General features: G+C 48.3%; 12 protein-coding genes. 1 reads left to right on the forward strand and 11 read right to left on the reverse strand.

The window, feature by feature from the left end:
- Window positions 1-46 precede the first annotated feature (46 nt).
- On the forward strand, window positions 47-319 hold the full coding sequence (locus ACQY3M_RS04895; RefSeq protein ID WP_428066575.1) for a lipocalin family protein: 273 nt from the start codon (window positions 47-49) through the stop codon (window positions 317-319).
- A gap of 71 nt (window positions 320-390) precedes the next feature.
- Here ACQY3M_RS04895 and ACQY3M_RS04900 read toward each other — a convergent pair whose 3' ends face one another.
- From ACQY3M_RS04900 to tpiA, 11 genes are read right to left on the reverse strand one after another with little or no spacing between them, the layout of a single operon-like run.
- Window positions 391-960: a thymidine kinase gene (locus ACQY3M_RS04900; protein WP_428066429.1), complete on the reverse strand. Its 570-nt coding sequence runs from the start codon at window positions 958-960 to the stop codon at window positions 391-393.
- 14 nt (window positions 961-974) lie between these two features.
- On the reverse strand, window positions 975-3,056 hold the full coding sequence (locus tag ACQY3M_RS04905) for a hypothetical protein (RefSeq protein WP_428066431.1): 2,082 nt from the start codon (window positions 3,054-3,056) through the stop codon (window positions 975-977).
- Window positions 3,046-3,996, reverse strand: a complete 951-nt coding sequence (locus ACQY3M_RS04910) for an ROK family protein (RefSeq protein ID WP_428066432.1) — start codon at window positions 3,994-3,996, stop codon at window positions 3,046-3,048. Before ACQY3M_RS04910 ends, ACQY3M_RS04905 begins: the two co-directional genes overlap by 11 nt.
- Complete coding sequence (gene xerA / locus ACQY3M_RS04915) at window positions 3,993-4,874, reverse strand: site-specific tyrosine recombinase/integron integrase (protein WP_428066433.1); 882 nt, start codon at window positions 4,872-4,874, stop codon at window positions 3,993-3,995. Before xerA ends, ACQY3M_RS04910 begins: the two co-directional genes overlap by 4 nt.
- Window positions 4,867-7,182: a type I DNA topoisomerase gene (topA, locus tag ACQY3M_RS04920; RefSeq protein WP_428066434.1), complete on the reverse strand. Its 2,316-nt coding sequence runs from the start codon at window positions 7,180-7,182 to the stop codon at window positions 4,867-4,869. The genes xerA and topA overlap by 8 nt, the downstream gene beginning before the upstream one ends.
- A gap of 22 nt (window positions 7,183-7,204) precedes the next feature.
- Window positions 7,205-8,326, reverse strand: a complete 1,122-nt coding sequence (dprA, locus tag ACQY3M_RS04925) for a DNA-processing protein DprA (RefSeq protein ID WP_428066436.1) — start codon at window positions 8,324-8,326, stop codon at window positions 7,205-7,207.
- Between the two features lie 8 nt (window positions 8,327-8,334).
- Entirely contained in the window at window positions 8,335-9,873 is a 1,539-nt protein-coding gene (locus ACQY3M_RS04930; RefSeq protein WP_428066438.1) for a YifB family Mg chelatase-like AAA ATPase, read from the reverse strand.
- 5 nt (window positions 9,874-9,878) lie between these two features.
- Complete coding sequence (locus tag ACQY3M_RS04935) at window positions 9,879-10,982, reverse strand: hypothetical protein (RefSeq protein ID WP_428066440.1); 1,104 nt, start codon at window positions 10,980-10,982, stop codon at window positions 9,879-9,881.
- 9 nt (window positions 10,983-10,991) lie between these two features.
- Window positions 10,992-15,800 (reverse strand): DnaA ATPase domain-containing protein, encoded by a 4,809-nt coding sequence (locus ACQY3M_RS04940; protein WP_428066442.1) that lies wholly within the window; start codon window positions 15,798-15,800, stop codon window positions 10,992-10,994.
- A 3-nt stretch (window positions 15,801-15,803) separates the two neighbouring features.
- Window positions 15,804-16,439 carry a deoxyribose-phosphate aldolase gene (deoC, locus tag ACQY3M_RS04945; protein WP_428066443.1) on the reverse strand — a complete coding sequence of 212 codons (636 nt, stop codon included), beginning with the start codon at window positions 16,437-16,439 and terminating at the stop codon, window positions 15,804-15,806.
- Window position 16,440: 1 nt separating this feature from the next.
- Window positions 16,441-17,193: a triose-phosphate isomerase gene (gene tpiA, locus ACQY3M_RS04950; protein WP_428066444.1), complete on the reverse strand. Its 753-nt coding sequence runs from the start codon at window positions 17,191-17,193 to the stop codon at window positions 16,441-16,443.
- Window positions 17,194-17,357: the final 164 nt, after the last annotated feature.

Below are 17,357 nucleotides of genomic sequence, written 5' to 3' on the forward strand. Positions count from 1 at the left end.
GCCGGCACTTCAGGAACAAACGCAGGCGCCGACAAATTCAATATTAATCGGCGAATGTCTAAAACCCATTGGGGGGCAAGAAGACAAAACGGACGGGATTAAACTCAATGCCGACGGCTCGGCCGAAAGCGTAAACTCCGCCACTTTGCTGTACAAATCTTGGGAAACCGACGGCAAATCACTGACTTTGGCGGGAACGAGCATAGGAAACGGCGTGAGTTCTGTTTTCACGGCGGCTTATCAGATAGAGGAACTCTCAGAAAACAAACTGGCTCTTAAGATAGACCAGAATATTCTTACCTATACAAAAGCGAACTGAAATATATGGAACTTCAAAAAGAACTCCCGCGCACAAAACGCGGGAGTTTTTATTTGCGGATTTAACAAATTTCAGTCTATGCCCTGCGGATTAAAACAATCGGCGCAGCGCGCTTCATAGTCATCGGCGCCGCCAACGTATATTCTGGATTTTACGTCTACAAGCCTCTGCGTCCTGGTAGCTGGTTTACCGCATTTAGTGCAGCGCGCGGCCAATTTTGTAACGCTGTCAGCTACTGCCAAAAGACGCGCCGTACTTTCAAAAGGAACAGCCTGATAATCCAAATCCAATCCGCAGCAAATCACCCGCTTACCCATCGCCGCTGTTTTAAGAGCTACGGCCGATATATCCCTGGAGAAAAAATTTACTTCGTCCAAAGCCACCACTTCGGTGTCCTTTTCTATCAAATCCAATATTTCCTCAGCCTTGTTTACGTGGACGGCCTCTATGGTTTTTAAGTCGTGCGTAGCTATCGCCCTGACGGCGTATCGTTTGTCTATGCTGGAATTAAATACCTGCACTTTCTGCCCCGCGTGGCGGCAAACTTCTATGCGTCTTATCAGCTCCGTAGTTTTGCCAGAAAACATACACCCGCAGACTACTTCTATACTGCCAAATTTTTTTCTTTTATCAGCCGTCATTTTTTATCTCCAAATTAGAAATTATCGCGTATCATTCTGTCGTCGCGCCACGGATACCAATATTCGTCGGCCTGCCTTAGCGCTTTGTTTTTCTCGCCAGCGCCGCAAAGTATGTTTATCCTAAACGAAAAAGACAAGTTCTGATTTCTGTCCCGCAGCCCGACCATCACGCTTATATCGTGGAAATCTTTATATATCTTTATATGCTTAGAATAGGCATACAAACTGGAATCGTTGGCGCTTACGTCTATGCCCATATCGGCGCGCCAAGTCATATTCTTAGGCGCGATCAGGAACTTGCTGGTAAAGAGGAAATTATTCCTGTCGGTGCTGTAATTGGTCATACCGAAAGAGGCATAACTGTCGCCGATGCTTTTAAAGATGCTGTCCAGCACAAAGGCCTGATTGCCTTCGTGTACGTCGTAGATATTCTGCAGGTAGAAATGCGCGCCCGTTTTCGGCGAGAAGTATCCCGCCTCGGCGGTTATCGGCTCTATCCTGTATTTTGCGTCCCAACCCTCCTGGGAATTGCGCAAATCGTATCCGCTGGCCAATCTGAAATAGAAATTCTGGCCAAGCATATAATAGTTTTGGATATAAATCAGGTTTTCCTCTTCGTCCAAGCCTTGATATTCGATATTGGTAAGCGACCCGCTGGCGCTGCGCTTGGTGTAACGATAACCTATATCCAGTAGGCCGGTTATCAAATTGGATCTCAAGTTTAGCTCCCCTCCGTATCGGCCTACGAAAGTATCCTCATCATTGTTTGTAGGGTCTTTTAGTATCGCGTCCTGATAATAATATCCGCTTGGCGTAAGGGTAAAATTCGGGTGCAGTTTTATGTCCTTTGAGCTGCGCCAACTCGCGTTAAGATATTGCACGAAGTCATAATCTTCTATTTGCGCATTGTTAAACCCTACGGAAAAATTATTTACTATCCCGCCCGTCCCGTTTATTACGAAAGGATTAAAAATCAAATCCACTTTAGGGGCATATTCTTCGGCGTTGGAATAGGTTTTATCGTTTTCGTTAAGCTGTTCCCTTCTGGTATAGCCAATCCTAAAAGTATCCCAGCCGCTTTGCCTGGCGACGGAAAAACGGGTCAGCTGGTCCGGCGATACGACATAAGGATTGGAACGGAAAAAATCGTCGTTAAAATCGGCGTCGGATACGTTTCTTGTTTCAAACTGGCTGAAGTAAATCGCGCCGCTGCCTTTGTTAAGGCTGTCGGAAGTATCGGCAACTTCCCACCAGTATCCGCCGTCTATGCCCCAGCGTTGTTCTTCCTTTACTTTATCGTAAATGGTATAGGCCTGAAGCGAGCCTCTAAAGCGCTGTGGGTCCTCGTAAGATATTTCCGCGCCGTAGCCTATACCAGAACGGGTATAATAATCCAAATTGCCCTTTACCGCAAAGTCATTTTTGGCGTATACGGTAGAAGTGAGAAAGCCAAACCCCGTATTGTCACTTTGGTCAAAATCCACATAAGTGGTAAATAGGCGATCCGCGTTTAAAGACCTGTACACAAAAGGCAAATAAAATACCGGCACTTTGCCGTATTTTACCACCGCGTTGGTGGCCCAAATTCTGTCGCCGGGTATCAAATCGGCCTTGCCGACGTAAAGGGTATAGTGCGGCTTTTCAAAATCACAGCAGGTGATATTTGCGTCCCGCAATATATATTCGCCGTCTTTGGCTTCCATACTCTTGGTGGAAAGGACCCTTATCGGCGAATACTCGGCTTTAATGTCTTCCATCAACAACGCCTTTGAGGCCATATCGAATTTTATTCCGTTGGAAGTAAACACACCCTTTTCATCCTCGATAACCGTGGTCCCGTTTGAAATCAAAAGCTGTTCTTTAAGGTGTACTTGTATATCGTCGCCTTTAATCACGCGCGTGGTTTGGCCGTCTTCTATGAATATTTCCGCGTTGCCTTTTATGGCGACGACGGAATTGTTTTTATCGTAGACGGTTTCGTCGGCGGTATAATAAATAAACTCGCCTTTGGTTGGTGCGGGCAGTTCAAAATCTTCCGCAAGCAGATTGGCCCCCGCCAATAGCAGACAAAACGCCGCTAACAATTTATTTTTCATTGGCTTTATGCAAGGCGTAAAGCGCAGCTCCCACGCCGCCTATATTGCCCTCTTTTGACAAAAGAATCTTGACGTTTTTAAACGGCGTCTTTACCGCCTGTCTGTCAAACACTTCCCTTATCGAGGGAAGGAAATACTTGGCGCCGCGCGATACTCCGCCCGCCAATACTATCGCGTGCGGGTTAAAAAGCAGCACCATATCGGCCAGACCTCTGCCCAAATAAGATCCTATCTCTTTCCATAAATTCAAGGCGACCTCATCACCCTGCTCGGCCGCCTGGGAAAGCAAACTCACAGAAAAATCTTCCGTATTTATCAAATTTGCTAATATCGATTTCGGGTTTTCCGCGCTGACGGCCTGCGCCATACGCAGTATTCCCTTGGTGCCGGCATAAGATTCCATACAGCCCCTCTGCCCGCAGCCGCACAAAGGCGCATCGGGCGAATAATCTATTTTCATATGGCCCAACTCGCCGGAGGATCCGTCCGCCCCCTGATAAAGTTTCCCGTCCATAATTATACCGCCGCCTATACCGGTGCCCAAGGTTACTATTATCATATTTTTGTATTTGCCTTTAAATTCCCGGTCGAACACGCCCCAAGCGGCCATATTGGCGTCGTTTGACACATAACAATCGCAGCCGGTGTTTTCCTTCATCACTTTTGCTACTTTAAGATTATGCCAAGGTATATTCGGTGCCCAGCGCAAGACGCCCTTTTCAGGGTCGGTATCGCCCGCTATCCCTACGCCTAAAACGACGTCCTTATCTTTAAAAGAGCCCCGCCATTCATTGACTATTCTGGAGAGCTGCCCCAAAAACGCCTTGCCGCTGAGTGTCGTATAAGTGGGAATTTTATCGGTTTTAAGGATTTTCTTGCGGTCGTTCACCGCGAAAAATTTTACGAATGTTCCGCCTATGTCTATTCCTATTGAAATCATTTTTTCACCTCGCTTTCGGGATGGGCGGCATTATAAACTTTCTTAAGCCTCTCCAGCGATACGTGCGTGTATACTTGAGTAGCCGCCAAACTTTTATGTCCAAGCATTTCCTGTAAACTTTTCAAATCGCAGCCGTTGTTTAAAAGATGCGTCGCGAAAGAATGCCGCAAACTGTGCGGCGTAACCTTGCGCGCCACTCGGCTGTCAATGGCGCTCTTTTTGACTATCTGCGCCAAACCTTCACCGCTTAGCCGCCCGCCCTTGCTGCCCAAGAACAAAGGCTCCTCGCCTTTGGCCTGCGGACGGGTATCCAAATAATTGCTTATGGCCTCCAAAGCTATATCGGTTACGGGCACCAGTCTTTCCTTTGAGCCTTTGCCCAATACTCTTACATAACCTTCATCAAAGTTTATGTCGCCGATATTCAGCCCGACCGTCTCGCTCCGCCTTAAACCGCTGGAATACAAAAGTTCCAATATCGCTTTGTTCCTGTAATGAAAACGCCTGCTTATTTCCGCGTCCATCAGGTTTGAAGCCTCTCCCTCGGTAAGAAAGGCGGGCAGTTTCTTTTCTCTTCTAGGGGCAGAAAACAAACTAAACGGATTTACCTTTATCAGCCCCCTGTTGGCCAGAAACTTGGCAAAACTCCTAAGCGCGCTTATCTTGCGAAGCATAGTCGGGCGCGAGATTTCCTTTATATTCTCGTAGGCCAAATACGCCCTTATATTTTTTAAAGTAAAATCTTTAACCGAAAGAAAATTCCTTAGGGACATAAACGCCGCGAAAGCCTCCAAATCGCTTTCGTACGCGCGCAAAGTATGCGCCGAAAGGTTCCGCCCCTTTAAACTTAAAGTGAAGTTTTCTATCTGCTTAAGCATTTTCTTTCTTTTCGTTCAGCTTTTTTATGGCTTCTTCCTCTTCGGGCGTAATATTTACTATATTCTTGCATTTCGGGTATCCGCTGCAGCCCAAAAACGCCCCTTTTGCGCTGTGCCTTAACACAAGCGCTTTGCCGCATTTTTCGCATTTTCTGCCCGAATCCAACGGGCCCGAAGACGCCACCCTGTTGCCCTGCGCGTCTATCGAATAGGTATTGCGGCATTTCGGGTATGCCGAACAAGCCATAAATCTGCCCTTGCGCCCCGTTCTTATTACCATAGGCGCGCCGCATTTTTCGCATTTCTCGTTTGTCTGTTCGGGTTCGGGCGCCGCGCCGCTTACGTTCTTCTTGCCTTGGCAGGTATCGGGATAATTTACGCAGGTAAGATATTCCCCGTATTTGCTTCTCCTAAGTACCATCGGAGAGCCGCACAGCGGGCACTTTTCCCCTTCCACCACCGAAGGCGCCGGCTTACGCATATTCTGGGCGGCATTATTTAAATCGCGCGTAAATCCATCGTAAAAACCGCCTATCACGTCCACCCACTTTTTGGAGCCTTCGGCTATATCGTCCAAAGTTTCCTCAACGCCCGCCGTATAGGATAAATCCATTATATCCTTAAAAAACTCTTTAAGCTGTTCCGTTACCGTTATACCCAAATCCGTCGCCACCAGCTTATTGCTCTTGGGCTGTTTTTCTATATACTTGCGGTCCATAATGGTTTTTATCGTCGGAGCATAAGTGGACGGACGGCCGATGCCGTGTTTTTCCAAAGTTTTAATCAGGCTGGCTTCGTTATAGTTTGGCGGAGGCGTAGTCTTATGGTCTTTGGTTTCAATGGACAATAATTTTAAAGCGTCGCCTTGTTCCAAAGGCGGGAGCAAAGCGGAAGATTCATCTTTATTATCGTCGTCCGCGCCTTCTCTCTCGTCGGCTTCCTCCTGATAAACGGAAAGATAACCCTTAAATTTAATCGTTCTGCCGTTGGCCCTCAGCAGGCATTTTTCCTTTCCGCCGGCCGATATATCCACGGCGACGGTGTTAAATACCGCTTCCGCCATTTGGGAAGCCACAAAACGCAGCCATATCAATTCGTAAAGTTTATATTGGTCGGCCGTCAGATACGCCTTTATGCTTTGCGGCGTTCTGTATACATCGGTAGGGTGTATGGACTCGTGCGCTTCCTGCGCGCCTTTCACTTTGCTTTTGTATACGGGTGCACTCTTGGGGGCGTATTCCTCGCCGTATTTTTCCTTAATGAATTTGGAGGTCTGGCTCTGAAGCTGTTTGGAAACGTTAAAAGAGTCCGTTCTCATATACGTTATCAGACCTACGGTCTGCCCGCCGATCTCTACACCCTCGTACAAAGTTTGCGCCACCTGCATAGTCTTTTGCGAACCGAAGCCTATCTTATTATAGGCATCTTGCTGCATAGAACTGGTGATAAAAGGCGGACGGGCTTTCTGCTTTACTTCCTTCTTCTCCACCTTCTCAACCACGATCGGGCCTTGCCTTAATACGGCGTTTACAGGCGCGAGCGATTCATTGGTGTCAAAAACGGTGCTCTTTACTTTATAGTCTTCCGCGAACAGTTTATGCGTTACGGTGCGTTCCACGTTTTTACCTTCCCATTTAAGCACGCGCGCGCTAAAACTAGGTTTTTGGTTTTCCTTCTCCAAAGAGGCTTTTATCGTCCAGTAAACTTGCTCTTTAAACTCGGCAATTTCTTTGGCTCTTTCAGTCAAAAGACGTACCGCCACAGACTGCACGCGCCCCGCGCTTAATCCGCTTGTTATTTTGCGCCACAAAAGCGGGGAAAGTTTATAGCCTACCAATCTGTCCAAAATACGCCTGGCCTGTTGGGCGTCAACCAAATTATGGTCTATGCCGCGGGCGTGATCAAAAGATTCTTTTACCGCGCTGGGCGTAATTTCGTGGAAATAGATTCTTCTGGTGTTTTCCGGCTTTAGATGCAGCAGTTCCTGCAAATGCCAAGCGATGGCTTCCCCTTCGCGGTCAGGGTCGGTAGCGAGATATACGGTAGAAGCCTTCTTCACCGCGTCTTTAAGCTCGCTTATCACTTTGGGCTTGCCGCTTATTACGTATGTGGGCTTAAAACCGTGTTTCTCATCGACGCCGATCTCTTTTGAAGGCAAATCGCGCACATGCCCGAAAGAGCTCCTTACCATATAAGAAGGCCCCAATATCTTGCTTATAGTCTTCTGCTTTGTGGGTGACTCCACTATTATCAATTCTTTACCGCCGGGTTTTACGTTCGCCGCCGTTTTATTTTCCTTGCTTGCCATTTTCGTTCCTCTGTATAAAAAGCTAAAATTTGCGTCTGCTGTATTTGCCGTCCTCACAACAGATCACGCCGCCGACTTCCAAATTAAATAATATGCCGCTAAGCTCGCTTATCGGCATGGCTAAAGACATCGCCAAATCATCCGTGCTGACGCTGGAAGATCCTATCGCCTCGATAACCTGCCGTTCAAGCGGAGGCAAATCCTCAAGCGGAGTCTTTTCTTCATTATAGAGTTTTTTAGTATTAAGGCCAAGTTTTAAATTTAAAGGCAAAGTATCTATTATATCGCGCGCGTCCAATACCATAGCCGCGCCTTCCCTTATAAGATTGTTCGGCCCCGCGCTTTGCGGGCTGTCTATCGGGCCGGGCACCGCAAGGACGTCCTTGCCTTGCTCAAGCGCCATCTTGGCCGTTATCAAAGCGCCCGATTTCACTTCGCCTTCCACCACTACCACCAATTTCGAAAACGCCGCTATAAGCCTGTTGCGCCGCGGGAAATGCTGCGCCAACGGCGGAGCGTCAAACGGGAGCTCCGATATTATAGCGCCGCCTCTATCCAATATACCGCGCGCAAGCTCCCTGTTCTCGGCGGGATAACAGCGCCCTATTCCAGTACCTATCAAAGCCAGGGTAGGCTTGCCGTTTCGCACTGCGCTGGCGTGAACAACGGTATCAACACCCCTTGCCAAACCGCTGACCAAAACCGCACCCGAAAGCGCCAAATCCTCGCCCAGCTTCGCCGCCGCGCGCCTGCCGTAAGGAGTTATCTTCCTGGTTCCTACCATTCCCACATTGGCCGATCCGTCCGAAGGCAAAACTCCGCACACGTACAAGGCCAAAGGAGGCTCCTTTATCGCCAAAAGTTCCTGCGGGTAATCAGGCTCTCCTTTAAAATATATACGTCCGTTTGCCTTTTCGGTCTTTTCAAATTCGGTCTCGGCGTTAAGCCTGGCGGCGGTATCCAAAAACTTGCCCGCCGTTTCTATGCTTATCTTGCCTTCCTCGCTAAGGCGATGAGCGCTTTGCTTCAATATCTCGCACGGCGAGCCGAAAATATCCAAAAGCCTGCCAAGCCAATCCGCCCTTAAAAAGCTGAAGGCGTTTATCTTTAACAATGCCAATTTTTCTTCGTACGAGAATTCCATAAATCAGCCTAAATGTCGCCCACGCCCTTCCTGTCGAACGGGCGGTATTGCATTACCTCTATTATATGCTCTTTTTTGATATCCTTGCTGCCCTGCAAATCTGCTATCGTGCGGGCCGTCTTCAAAATTTTATCTAAACTCCTGGCAGAAAGCCCCAGCTTTTTCATAGCAAGCTCAAGCACTTCCCCGCCGCCCGCAGGCAAAGGGCAATACTCCTTTATCTGGGCCGCGCTCATAAAAGCGTTGGCCGTAACACCGCTGCCTTTAAAACGCTCTTTTTGTATCTCGCGCGCCGCGCTTACCCTGGCCCTTATTTCCGCACTGCTTTCACCTTCGCTTTTCTTGTTCCAGTCTTTATAGTCCACCGGGTTTAGATTGACCGTTAAATCTATCCTGTCTAGCAGAGGCCCCGATACTTTTGCTTTGTAGCGGCTTATCTGCAAAGGCGTGCAGTTGCAAGTCTTGATATTATGCCCGTGGTATCCGCACGGACAGGGATTCATCGCCGCTATTAAGGTGAACTTGGCCGGGAAAGTAAAAGTATCCTTCGCTCTGGATATTGTCACTTTAAAAGTTTCCAAGGGCTCTCTTAACACTTCAAGGGAAGTCCTGGAAAACTCCGCAAATTCGTCAAGGAACAATACCCCATTGTGCGCCAAGCTCACTTCGCCGGGGCGCGGATTTTGCCCGCCGCCTATCAAAGCTATATTGGAAATAGTATGATGCGGATCCCTAAACGGCCGCCCTTCTATCCGCCCGTTCTTGCCCAGAAGTTTGCAGACGGAATATATCTGTAAAATTTCCAATCTTTCTTCCTTGGTCAAAGGCGGAAGTATGCCCGCAAATCTTTTGGCCAACATACTTTTGCCTGTACCCGGGGGGCCGACCAACAGAACATTATGCCCGCCCGCCGCGGCTATCTCCAGTGCGCGCTTGGCCAAAGCCTGCCCCTTAACCTCGTTAAAATCGCCCGAATTACATATATATTCGTCTGGGTTTTCTTCTTCCGAGCATACGCTTTCAAAAGGCTCTTTTCCCTCAAGCATGTCAACCGTCTGCTTTAAATTCTTAACGCCGAAAGCCGCTATGCCCGCGTAAGAGGCTTCCGCCCCGTTGTCAAAAGGGATCACCGCTTTGGCGCGACCCAGCTTCTTTAAAGATATTAACATCGGCAATACGCCGCCGCAGGCGTGAATTCTGCCGTTTAAACCCAAAGAACCTATAAACACGATCCCGCCCGCTTTTGAATATGCCTCTTTGCTTATTTGTCCGCTGGCGGCGAGTATCCCCAAAGCTATCGGCAAATCAAAATGAGCGCCGGCCTTCTTCAGCTCGGCCGGCGCTAGATTTACCGTTATCTTTTTTAAAGGGACTTCATATCCGCTGTTTCTTATCGCGGCCAGGACTCTGTCTTTGGCTTCCTTAACTTCCTGATCGGGCAGCCCCACCAAAGAAAAAGAAGGCATACCCGCCGTTATATCCACCTCTACAGATACCAAAAAACCGTCCAAACCGTGAACACAGCTCGATACTATACTGGCTAACATATCTTTTACAGGAAGCTCATCTCCACCACGTCAGGAGTTATCCTGTCTATCGAAAAATTGGAATAATATTTCCTGAGTATCTTGGCGGAAAATTCTTCCGCGTTGTTTATATTCGCCTGCACCTCAAACGTAGCGTTGGAATTGGTGTACTTTATCAGATTAAAATCCTCCACCTCGCTTAACTGGCGCATTATGTTCTGCATCTCTTCCAAACGCTCTATCGTGTTGACGTCGTTTACTATAAACTTGAAAGTCTTGGCCGAATTTACCGCCCTGTTTATCGGATCCGCCGTCTGAACGGCCGCGTTTTCGCAAGCGCCCGTCAAAGCTTTTTGCTGGGCTATGCTCAATACGCCGTCAAGCCCGCTGAAGCTGTCCGCCGTTTCCGCTATTACCTGATAGTTGCTGCTCGCTATTACTTTTATATTAGCTTTCGCTCTTACCGGTTTAAAAGAAGTCGTCAGCTGGGCCGCGCTTTCAAGCTCGCTCGCGCTCGCTTCGGCCAAGATAACGTATCTGGCGCCTTCCTTCTTCGCTTTATCTACTATCTGCGTATAATCTTCCAGATTGTTTTGGCTTAAATTGCCGCCGTCTATCAAGACATAAGGATAATCCTTCAAAGCCTTATATATGCCTTGGCGGCAATACTGCTGGAGGGAAAGCTCCTCGTTGATAAGCTCCCTTGACGCTACAAAAATATTCGTCTTCTTTACGTAATCCGCGCTTTGCAGCTCCTTGATTTTGGCCGACAAATCGCTTACCAGCACCATTACCCGCGCCTCGCCGTAGAACTCTTCCCCTTTTCTGTACGAGGCTGTAAGATAAGATTTCCTTATATAAGCATCGGGATTATCCAATATCTGGCTCTTTATCTCCGGCGGGAAAGCAACCGCGCTGTTGGAGGATAAAAACACCCTCGTCGCCCGCTCCAAAGCGTTAATTTCCGCCTGCTTAAGCACACGCTTCTTAAGTTCTGATTTGGAAATATCCTCGTATGGAACCGTCGCCGATGCCATTACATATTCCCCTGCGCCTTTAGGCCCTATATTAAAACGCTGACAGCCCGTAAAAAGCGCTAAAACGCATATCAAAATATAAAACTTTTTCATCTCCACCTCTTATTTCAAAACGTCGCCCAATACTCTTACATAGGCGCTGGGTTTTTTAATATTCTCCGCGTCTATTATGCCGCAGCGTATCATCATAACTTCAAGCATATGCGTAAGAATGTCATAGAAATTATCCCTTATCGACTCTTGGCACACCGACAGCGAAGGCCCCAATATTATTGCACCCTTTAAGTTCTTATTGTCGCATATATTGGCTATCTTAAAGGCTGCGGAAATTATGTGATCAGTGGAATAAGAACTCTTCAGCGCGAAGTTAAACCCGCCCTTTATCCCCAGCTCCTTGGCCTTTTGCATTACGCCAAATGCTATCCATTTGAACTTGTCGGCCTGATCTTGCGGATAGAAGAAGCCAAAACTGCCCCATTCGGTATTTTCACTCCTGTTTATGGACACTATATCGGCAAAATCCTTTGTAACGATTTCGCTGCTTTCGTTCTCCCCGTTTACCGCAAGCATCTCGTTTAAAATTTGGTCGTAGGACATTTGTATCAATCCGCTGTTGTTTATTCTGCGGCTTAATACCTTAGCCCTCTTGATATTGCGCGCTATCGCGCCCAAGTTGGCTTTATCAAAAGTTAAAAAGCCTTGGGACTGATTGTCGTTCAAACCAAGCTCCGCGTCCTCTATCATCTTGCCGTATATTTTGCTGAAATGCTGCTGACGCGGCGGTTTAAGTTCCGATACCCACCCTTGATCCAAACGGAATCTTACCAATTCCTCAAATCTGGCCAAACTCTCGGGAGGATATTTGGAAGAGATTAAAATCTGTTTCTTTTCCTGCAAGAATCTGTTGAGCACCCTGGATATAAACTCCCTGTTATGCTCGTTTACCGCAGTAAGATGGATATCATCTATTATCAGCACTTCCACCGAAGAGAAGAAATCCTCCAAATGCTTTATATTGCCTTCCTCGACGTATCTTTGTACCCCTCTGGAGAAGCGTACACCATTGGTAAAAAATATCTTTTCTTGGCCGATTCTCATCGCCAGCTCATAACCCATCGCGTTAAGGAAATGCGTTTTGCCCGTGCCGCTTTCGCCATATATCATAAACGGATTATGCATCGTGCCTATATTGTCTATAACGCTCATCGCCGTGGCATGTGCAAAACGGTTTGACGCCATATCCATCTTGTCAAAAGTAAATAAAGGATTTAAAGGTATTTCCAAGGGCCAGTTGTTCCTCTTATAAACCTGCCCCGCCGAAACCAAAATCGTATGGTCTACCGCGGTAGCCGCGCGCGGAGCGGGACTCTGTTTCTGCACCGGCCTTTGCCCGGAAGGAGCTCCGCCAGGACGCTGTGCGGGATTGACCGCTGGTCTAGCCACGCCGTTGGCGGCAGGCGCGACGGAAGGCCTGGGCTGAGCATTGGGAACCGTCGGTCTGGGCGCCGCGGGATTTACTCTGCCCGCAGGAGAAATCGGAGCTGAAGGCGCCTTCGGCGCACTTGGAATTCTTTGCCCCGGTATGGCGGGTTTTTCTGTATTATTATACGGATCTTGTGTCATATCAGCTTTTATCTCCCCTTTTACTATTTTTTGTTCTATTATTTTTTTAAAATCTTTGTTTTGCGGACCTTCTTTCTTTATCGACGGCGGCGCCTTAATCGCGGACGGGCGGTTTATCGGAGGCGCCGGCGCAACGGGCTTCGGCCTTGACGGCGCATTAGGCGCCGCCCGTTTTAATATCGGCGGACGAGGGGCCGCCGGCTTAGCCACTTCCATTACCGGTGCAGGCTTGGCAGTATTATTAACGACAGGCGCTTGTTCCTCTTCCTGAATACCCGCCTCATAAGCGGGATAGGCGCTTTCAGCGGCAGAATACTCCGCCTCAGGCGTATTTGACGAATGGCCCAAAATTTCTTCCGCACCGGTATTGGGCTTTTCAAAGACGGATTGCGCCTCTTCTTCGGCCGGAGGTATAATCTCCGCCGACTCTTTTTGCGTGCCGCCTTCAAAATACTCCTCGCCGGCCAATTCGGTTATATTGGTTTCGATTTCATCGGCGAATTCGGCTGCGTCCTCAAAAGCCGCACTCATATCAAAAGCCTTCGGCTTAACTTCCGTGACGTGGGTATAGCCTTTCTTTAAATCTATTATACTGCTCGTCTTAGAAGGATCTGCCGGAATATTATCTTCCAAAGGTTCGTACTCCGCGGATCTGCCTTTATCCTCAACGCTATATTCTTCTTCCAAAACCGAAGAGCTTTCCTCTATGGACGAATCCTTATCAAGCACTTGCTTTTCCGCGGTTATTGGGGCAGTTTCGTATTCCTTAACTGCACCCTCCGTTTGCATAACTTCTCCTTCTTGAGGCAAAACAGTATCTTTTTGCGTTTGACTCTGCGGCAGAACATGTTCCTCAACTGCAGGTTCATTAACAATATTCGCCGAGGCTGATATTTCCTCTTGCACAGGATATTGCTCTTGTTCCAGCGGATTAGATATCGTTTCTTTATTTATGTTCGGAGCGGGTGGAACCGGCCTTATACTCTGTTGTTTCGGCACAAAAGCAGGTTTGGCTTTTACAAACTGAGGCTTTGGCCTTTCCGCATGGGCTTCCGCTTCCCCCTGCGCCGCCGCGGCTTTATTGTGGGAAGTAAATATTAAAGGCGTCTGAGTTTTAGTTACCTGCGTCGCCGCGCCGCTTAAAATTTTACCTGCGGGTATATGCCGCTTTTCCCCCGTTTCTGTTTTTATGTGCTCATTAGCGGCGGATAAAGGCTCTTGCTGATGGCTTTTCTCCGTGGGAATGGATTGTTCTTCAAACACTGCGGAGGCTGTTTCTTGTTCGGCAGGCTCTTGTTTCAAGGCAATATCGGCTTTAATTTCTTCGTTTTGCGCGCCTGAAGTTTCATAAGAACCCTTCTCCTCAGATGCGGGCATCTGTTTATCTTCGGCGCGTACGCTTTGCGCCGCGGACGACTGTTCAAGAGGTGCCTCTTTTGGTTGTTCCTCCACAGAGGAAGATAAAATATTCGTCGGGACATCCAACAAATCGTCGAAATTGCCCAAAGGCTTTTTCCCGATTGAAGCCATATTGGCCGTATTGACGGTAGCATTGGCTTTGGTTTTGCCCGTGGTTGCAGGCACGCTTTGTATCATATCCTCGACTTTATTTTGCCCGCCGGTTTCTTCCGGATCGGCATAAAATTCGCATATCGTTTCGGCCGCGAAAATGTCGTCAACCTGTATCTTGGGAGAAAAATTCTCGTCAACAGCCGGCGCCATTATTTCCTCTATGGGGACGGCCGCTTTGCCATCCGGCGCTATACTGTGGAAAGTGCTTCTGTTTACGGCGGTCCTTACCGTATTTTTTATGGGAGATTTACCGGCATCTTCTTCTATTTTTTTACTGCCCAAATTCGCAAAAGGATTATATTCTTCCTTTTTAGCCGGCTCTGGCTTGGCTGTTTCTTGGGGCGGATTGACAACGGCTTGTTCTTCCTCGGTATTAAAGGCGACCTCGTCCCGGCGTTGCGGCAAAACGGGGGCTTCCTGCCGCTTTTCCTGCTTCTTTAAATGCTCCCCAGCCGCCGCAGCGAATTTGCCGAAAAGTTTTCCCAAAAACCCGCCCGCTTTTGCTATCTTTTCCTGAACGCCGCCATGCGCTTTATTCTCCGCAGCATGGGGATCTCTCCCAACTGAAGCGGTGGTGTCTGCCCCTACCGAAGGCATATAATTGTTTCTGGGTTCCTGCACTTTGCGGGGCTCTTCCATAGGCTGTGCCTGCGCCTTCTTTTTGTATGGATCCTCTATCAAGGGCTCTCTTTGACGAGCTTCATTGGCCAAGCCGCCCATAAGTTTTAAAGATTGCTGTTTCTGCGTCTTTACCGTATCCTCCGGATACTGCCCGCCGATAAGCGTCGCGATGCCCATGGTGGCGGTTTTGGTGCTTTTTTCGGGAGGGATGGTTCCGTCCTCTATGTCGTAATTCTTTATATGGGTGCTCTCTGCGGAACTTAAATTGATAAATGTACCGTCCCCCACCTCGCAGTCATTGTCAAGTTCTATACTCAAGGAATCGGCGCTGGCAAAATCTTGCTTTATGGAAAAATCACCCTCGGAAAGATGGACTTTTCCTTCTCCGCTGCGCTCCAAACCGAAAATATCTTCCGCGGAAACTTTAGTTTCCTCTTTAGGTTTCTTTATTTCTATAGGTTCGGCTCTCTTCTCGACAGGAGGCACCTGCACCGTCCTCGGAGAATTTTCCCTTATCTCGGGTCGCTGCACCTCACCGCGAAGCGCCGCCGAGCGCTCGACTCCGCGCCCCAAAATCCCTGCGCCGTTTTCTGCAACGATCTTCCTTTCGACAGCCCCCTGCCCCGGACGAACTACCTGCGCCCGCGGCACAACCGCAGGCCTGCTTGGAACGGAAGGAGCCGGTTTCTTGACGACAGGTCTGTTTGTCTGATAATCCGGTTCTTCAAAAACCTTAGCCCTGTTTATCTGCTCCTCCTTTACAGGCTCTTCCACAACCCGCCCCAATATCTCGGTAGCAGGAGAAATAGCATCCAAATTTACGTGCTTAGTCCGCTCGTTTATATCGCCCTCGATAACAACCTGCTGGGAAATCTCCTCTATCTTTATGCGGATCTTTTCCAACATACTGTCATCGGTGATATTGTACAGCTCAAAAACGTGGGTAAAGGGAGATACATTCTCATCTATAAGACGGCAAAAAGCCGACAGCTGATTGGATATCCGCTGTGCGGAGTCTTCGTCGCCTTGCACCAATAAAATATATACGGAATTTTCGGTAAGGGTATTCTCCCTTATTTCCCATCGTTTTATCATATTCTAGTCCGTTACGATTTTAACGCCCGCGCTGGTTCCCAAACGGCTTGCGCCGGCCTCTATCATTTTCAAAGCGTCGGCTTTGCTTCTTATTCCGCCCGACGCCTTAACTTTTAAGCCGGAGGCCTTAGCCATAAGTTTTACGTCCTCGGCTTTGGCACCCGCATCGGAAAACCCGGTAGACGTCTTTACAAAATCAACACCGCACTCGGCGCAGATTTTGCATACCGTTTCCTTTTCCTCGTCCGTAAGATAAGAGGTTTCTATTATAACTTTAAGGACCGTACCCTCGCTTGCTTCGCGTACGGCCGAAATATCGTTGCGAACGACGTCCAACATCCCGCTCTTTAACGCTCCGATGTTGATTACCATATCAACTTCTTCCGCGCCTTGCTTTATCGCCAAATTAGCCTCAAACGCTTTTACCGCGCTTTCATTGGCGCCAAGCGGAAAGCCTATCACCGTACATACTTTCACTCCGCTGCCTTTTAGCAAATCGCTGCACATGCCCACCCAGAACGGGTTTACGCATACCGAAGCGAAACCGTAGCGCACAGCTTCGTCGCACAGCTTCGCGATGTCTCCCTTCGTCGCCGTAGCTTTAAGTATCGTATGATCTATATATTTTGCTAAGTTCATATTAGTTGTAATCTATTATCCTGTTAAATTTCTCGGCAATCAAAGACTGGCCGCCGACCAATACGCCGTCCACGTCCTCTTTAGCCATGATCGCGTCTACGTTATCGGCCTTTACGCTGCCGCCGTACAGTATCCTTACGCCGTCGGCAAATTCTTTGCCCAGCTGCTCGGCCAGCATTGCCCTTATCGCCTTATGCGTATCCTGCGCTTGTTCCGGCGTCGCAGTTTTGCCGGTGCCTATCGCCCATACCGGTTCATAAGCGATTACAAGATCTTTAAGCTGCTCGGCGCTAAAACCTTTTAAACCGTTTACCAGCTGGTCTTTTATCACTTCTTCCGTCTTGCCGCCTTCGCGCTGTTCCAAAGTTTCACCAACGCAAAATACTATCACTAATCCGTGGTTTAAAGCTGCCGCGACTTTTTTGTTTAAAACCTCATTGGTATCACCGAAGAGGCTTCTCCTCTCGCTGTGGCCCAAAATAACGTGCGTAGCACCCGTACCTTTAACCTGGACGGGTGATACCTGGGAGGTGAATGCCCCTTTGTCTTCATAGTAGCAATCCTGCGCCGCCACTTTAAAACCCGTGCCCGCACTGGCCCTGACTACCGCGCTAAGGCTGGTGAAGCTGGGCGCTACCATTATGTCGGCATTGTTCTTATTCTTCGCCGCTTTTAAACCCTCTATTAAATTTACGGATTCTTCCACCGTATTGTGCATCTTCCAGTTGCCCGCTATAAAAGGTTTTCTTGACATTGTTAAAACTCCTATCCTAAAATTTGATACTGCCAGCAATATATATTATATATATAATACTCATTTTAGGAAATTTTGTACCTTTTGCAAATATTTTAAACGTCCCTTTAGTCTACATGCCGACAAAATACCCTTTTTGCCGCACAAATTCTGCCGCAGACGGG

The sequence above is a fragment of the Candidatus Proelusimicrobium volucris genome, from assembly GCF_959605025.1.
In the GTDB taxonomy this organism is placed as follows: domain Bacteria; phylum Elusimicrobiota; class Elusimicrobia; order Elusimicrobiales; family Elusimicrobiaceae; genus Proelusimicrobium; species Proelusimicrobium volucris.

Excerpts from the sequence above, each read along its gene's own strand:
- dprA (WP_428066436.1), bottom strand. The coding sequence starts at position 8,326 with ATGGAATTCTCGTACGAAGAAAAATTGGCATTGTTAAAGATAAACGCC.
- topA (WP_428066434.1), bottom strand. The coding sequence starts at position 7,182 with ATGGCAAGCAAGGAAAATAAAACGGCGGCGAACGTAAAACCCGGCGGT.
- ACQY3M_RS04900 (WP_428066429.1), bottom strand. The coding sequence starts at position 960 with ATGACGGCTGATAAAAGAAAAAAATTTGGCAGTATAGAAGTAGTCTGC.
- tpiA (WP_428066444.1), bottom strand. The coding sequence starts at position 17,193 with ATGTCAAGAAAACCTTTTATAGCGGGCAACTGGAAGATGCACAATACG.
- ACQY3M_RS04905 (WP_428066431.1), bottom strand. The coding sequence starts at position 3,056 with ATGAAAAATAAATTGTTAGCGGCGTTTTGTCTGCTATTGGCGGGGGCC.
- deoC (WP_428066443.1), bottom strand. The coding sequence starts at position 16,439 with ATGAACTTAGCAAAATATATAGATCATACGATACTTAAAGCTACGGCG.
- ACQY3M_RS04940 (WP_428066442.1), bottom strand. The coding sequence starts at position 15,800 with ATGATAAAACGATGGGAAATAAGGGAGAATACCCTTACCGAAAATTCC.
- xerA (WP_428066433.1), bottom strand. The coding sequence starts at position 4,874 with ATGCTTAAGCAGATAGAAAACTTCACTTTAAGTTTAAAGGGGCGGAAC.
- ACQY3M_RS04935 (WP_428066440.1), bottom strand. The coding sequence starts at position 10,982 with ATGAAAAAGTTTTATATTTTGATATGCGTTTTAGCGCTTTTTACGGGC.
- ACQY3M_RS04930 (WP_428066438.1), bottom strand. The coding sequence starts at position 9,873 with ATGTTAGCCAGTATAGTATCGAGCTGTGTTCACGGTTTGGACGGTTTT.
- ACQY3M_RS04910 (WP_428066432.1), bottom strand. The coding sequence starts at position 3,996 with ATGATTTCAATAGGAATAGACATAGGCGGAACATTCGTAAAATTTTTC.